Raw genomic sequence first — 3,769 nt, 5'->3', positions numbered from 1 at the left:
TGCACCTGGGCGGGCCCGGCTACCCGCCCCTGCTGGCGCTGCTGGAGGACGCCCCGCCCGTCCTGGCCGTGCTGGGCGACGCCGCCCTGCTCGGCCGCCGGCAGGTCGGCGTGGTCGGGGCACGCTCGGCCTCGGCCGGCGGGCGGCGCATTGCCGAGGAACTCGCCGCCGGCCTGACCATGGCGGGCATCGCGGTCACCTCCGGTCTGGCCCGCGGCGTCGATGCCGCGGCGCATCTCGGCGCGCTGAACGCGCATGGCCGCACCCTGGCGGTGGTCGCGGGCGGCCTCGACCAGCCCTACCCGCCGGAGAACGCCGCCCTGCAGGTGCGCATCGCGGCGGAGGGCGGCGCGGTGGTGGCGGAGGCGCCGCTCGGCACCGCCCCCCTCGCCCGACACTTCCCGCGCCGCAACCGCATCGTCGCCGGGCTGGTGCTGGGCGTGGTGGTTGTGGAGGCGGCGCTGCGCTCGGGCAGCCTGATCACGGCCCGCCTGGCGCTGGAGGCGGGGCGCGAGGTCTTCGCCGTGCCGGGCAGCCCGCTCGACCCCCGCGCCCGGGGGTCCAACGACCTCATCCGCCAGGGCGCCCACCTGGTGGAGACCGCCGAGGACGTGCTGGCGCAGTTGCCGGAGGCGCCGCGCGACTTGCCCCTGTTCCGGCCCCGCAGCGTGCCCGAGACCGTTGCAGCGGCCGAGGAGGATACCCCGCCCCCCGCCGACGGGCAGGGCCAACTGCTTGAAATGCTTGGCACCACACCCGTGGGCGTTGACGAGCTTGCCCGGCGCTGCCACCTCTCGGCGCCGGCCGTGCGGGCCATGCTGCTGGATCTGGAGCTGTCCGGACTGGTGGAGGCCCTGCCCGGCGACCGGTTCGCCCGGTCGGCGCGCTGAGCGCCCGTCCGAGGCCCACACCAAGGCGAACACTGGACAATGACCGACGTCGTCGTGGTCGAGAGCCCCGCCAAGGCCAAGACCATCAACAAGTATCTCGGCCGCGACTTCACCGTGCTTGCCTCCTTCGGCCACGTCCGCGACCTGCCCCCCAAGGACGGCAGCGTCCGGCCGGCGGAGGACTTCGCCATGGACTGGGAAGCCGACGAGCGCGGCGAGCGCCAGGTCGGCGCTATCGCCAAGGCGCTGAAGGGCGCCCGCCGCCTGTTCCTGGCCACCGACCCGGACCGCGAGGGCGAGGCGATCTCCTGGCATGTGAAGGACATGCTGGCCCGCCGCGGCGCGCTGAAGGGCGTCGAGGTCAACCGCATCACCTTCAACGAGATCACCAAGCGCGCCATCCAGACCGCGTTGGCGGCGCCGCGCGACCTCGACACTCCGCTGATCGAGGCGTACCTGGCGCGCCGCGCGCTGGACTACCTGGTGGGCTTCAACCTCTCGCCGGTGCTCTGGCGCAAGCTGCCGGGCTCGAAGTCGGCCGGCCGCGTGCAGTCCGTCGCGCTGCGCCTGATCTGCGAGCGCGAGGCGGAGATCGAGGCCTTCCGCGCCCGCGAATACTGGACGGTGGAGGCGCGCTTCGCGACGCCGCAGGGCGCGCCCTTCACCGCGCGGCTGACGCATCACGAGGGGAAGAAGCTCGAGCAGTTCGACCTGCCGGACGAGGCCAGCGCCATGCGCGCCAAGGCCGCGGTGGAGGCCGGGCGGTTCTCGGTCGTCAGCGTCGAGAAGAAGCGGACCCGGCGCAACCCGCCGCCGCCCTTCACCACCTCCACCCTGCAGATGGAAGCCAGCCGCAAGCTCGGCATGGGGGCGCAGCAGGCGATGCGCACCGCGCAGCAGCTGTACGAGGGCGTGGATATCGGCGGGGACACCGTCGGGCTGATCACCTACATGCGCACCGACGGCGTGCAGATGGCGCGGGAAGCGATCTTCGCCATCCGCGACCACGTCAAGGACGCCTTCGGGGCGGACTACGTGCCGGGCGTGCCGCGCGAATACACCTCCAAGGCGAAGAACGCGCAGGAGGCGCATGAGGCGATCCGGCCGACCGACGTGACCCGCACGCCGGAGAGTGTCGCCCGCTTCCTCGATGACCGGCAGCGCAAGCTGTACGAACTGGTCTGGAAGCGCGCCGTTGCGTCGCAGATGCAGTCGGCCGAGCTGGACCAGACCACCGTCGAGATCGCCGACGAGAGCGGCCGGACGCGGCTGCGCGCCACCGGCTCGGTCATCGCCTTCGACGGCTTCCTGCGGCTGTATCGGGAGGACGAGGACGACCGCGCCGCCGATGCCCGCGCCGGCATCGCGACGCCCGGCGCCGCCGAGGAGGAGGACGAGCGCACCCTGCCGCCGATGCGCGACCGGGACCCGCTGAAGACCGGCGCCGTGCAGGCCAGCCAGCATTTCACCCAGCCGCCGCCGCGCTATTCCGAGGCGACGCTGGTGAAGAAGCTGGAGGAGCTCGGGATCGGCCGGCCCTCCACCTACGCCTCCATCCTGCAGGTGCTGCAGGACCGGGAGTATGTGCGGCTGGACAAGCGGCGCTTCGTGCCGGAGGACCGCGGCCGCCTGGTCACCGCCTTCCTCGTCGCCTTCTTCACGAAATACGTGGACACCGGCTTCACCGCCGGCCTCGAGGAGAAGCTGGACGACATCTCCGGCGGGCGCCTGGACTGGCGCCAGGTGATGCGCGACTTCTGGGAGGATTTCTCCCGCGCGCTGGGCGCCACCGCCGACCTCAAGATCAGCGATGTGATCGACGCGCTGGACGAGGAGCTCGGGCCGCATTTCTTCCCGGCGCGCGGCGACGGCACCGACCCCCGCGTGTGCCCCTCCTGCTCGAACGGGCGGCTCGGCCTGCGGCTCGGGCGGACAGGCGCCTTCATCGGCTGCTCGAACTATCCGGAGTGCCGCTACACGCGGCCGCTGGCGGTGCCGGGGGCGGATGGCGAGAACGCCTCGGGCAGCTTCGAGGGCCAGCGCGAGTTGGGCGTGGACCCGGCGACCGGCCAGCGGGTGACGCTGCGCCGCGGGCCCTACGGCCTCTATGTCCAGCTCGGCGAGGAGACCGAGGACGCCAAGGGCAAGAAGGTGAAGCCGCGCCGGGCCAGCCTGACGCGGGACATGAACCCGGAGACCCTGGACCTGGAGGCGGCGCTGGCACTGCTGTCGCTGCCGCGCGTGGTCGGGCGCGACCCGGAAACCGGCGAGGAGATCACCGCCGGCATCGGCCGCTTCGGGCCCTACGTGCGGCTCGGCAACACCTACCAGTCGCTGGAGCCGGGCGACGAGGTGCTGGCGCTCGGCATGAACCGCGCGATGGAGCTGCTGGCCAAGGCGCGGGCCAAGGTGCGGCTGCTGGGCACGCACCCGAAGGACGGCGTGCCGGTGGAGATCCGCAAGGGGCGCTTCGGGCCCTATGCGATGCACGGCAAGACCATCGCCAACCTGCCGCGCGGCATGGAGATGGAGGCCGCCACCCTTGAGGAGGTGGTGAAGCTGCTGGCCGAGAAGGGCAAGGAGCTGCCGCCGCGCGGCGCCAAGGGCAAGGCCAAGGTGGCGCCGCGCAAGGCGGCCGCGGGCGCGGCGCCGAACGGCGAACCGCCCGCAAGGAAGGCTGCGCCGGCAAAGAAGGCCGCCGCCAAGCCGCCGGCCGCGAAGAAGCCGGCAGCCCGGAAGGCGCCGCCCAAGGCCGCGGCGAAGGCCACCGCGGCTCGCAAGGCGCGCTGACATGCAGCGGCGTGGTCCCCCGAAGAAAGGCCACGCCGCGCGCAAGCGCGTCAGGACGGCGGCGGAACCAGCCGCGCCCGCCCGCCCCG

2 protein-coding genes are annotated in these 3,769 nt (G+C 73.2%); both read left to right on the top strand.

All coding sequences use genetic code 11. The annotated features are described in order from the left end of the window. The coding region (gene dprA, locus OZN99_RS27440) for a DNA-processing protein DprA (RefSeq protein ID WP_270938404.1) at positions 1-890 on the top strand (890 nt) is incomplete at its 5' end. Positions 891-929: 39 nt separating this feature from the next. Further along, positions 930-3,680, top strand: coding sequence for a type I DNA topoisomerase (gene topA / locus OZN99_RS27435; RefSeq protein ID WP_270938403.1), 2,751 nt, complete (start codon positions 930-932; stop codon positions 3,678-3,680). Positions 3,681-3,769: the final 89 nt, after the last annotated feature.

The sequence above is a fragment of the Falsiroseomonas oryzae genome (genome assembly GCF_027856955.1).
In the GTDB taxonomy this organism is placed as follows: Bacteria; Pseudomonadota; Alphaproteobacteria; order Acetobacterales; family Acetobacteraceae; genus Falsiroseomonas; species Falsiroseomonas oryzae.
This window is presented reverse-complemented; position numbering and strand designations above follow the sequence as displayed.

Coding starts and splice junctions, on each gene's coding strand:
- topA (WP_270938403.1), top strand. CDS start 930: ATGACCGACGTCGTCGTGGTCGAGAGCCCCGCCAAGGCCAAGACCATC.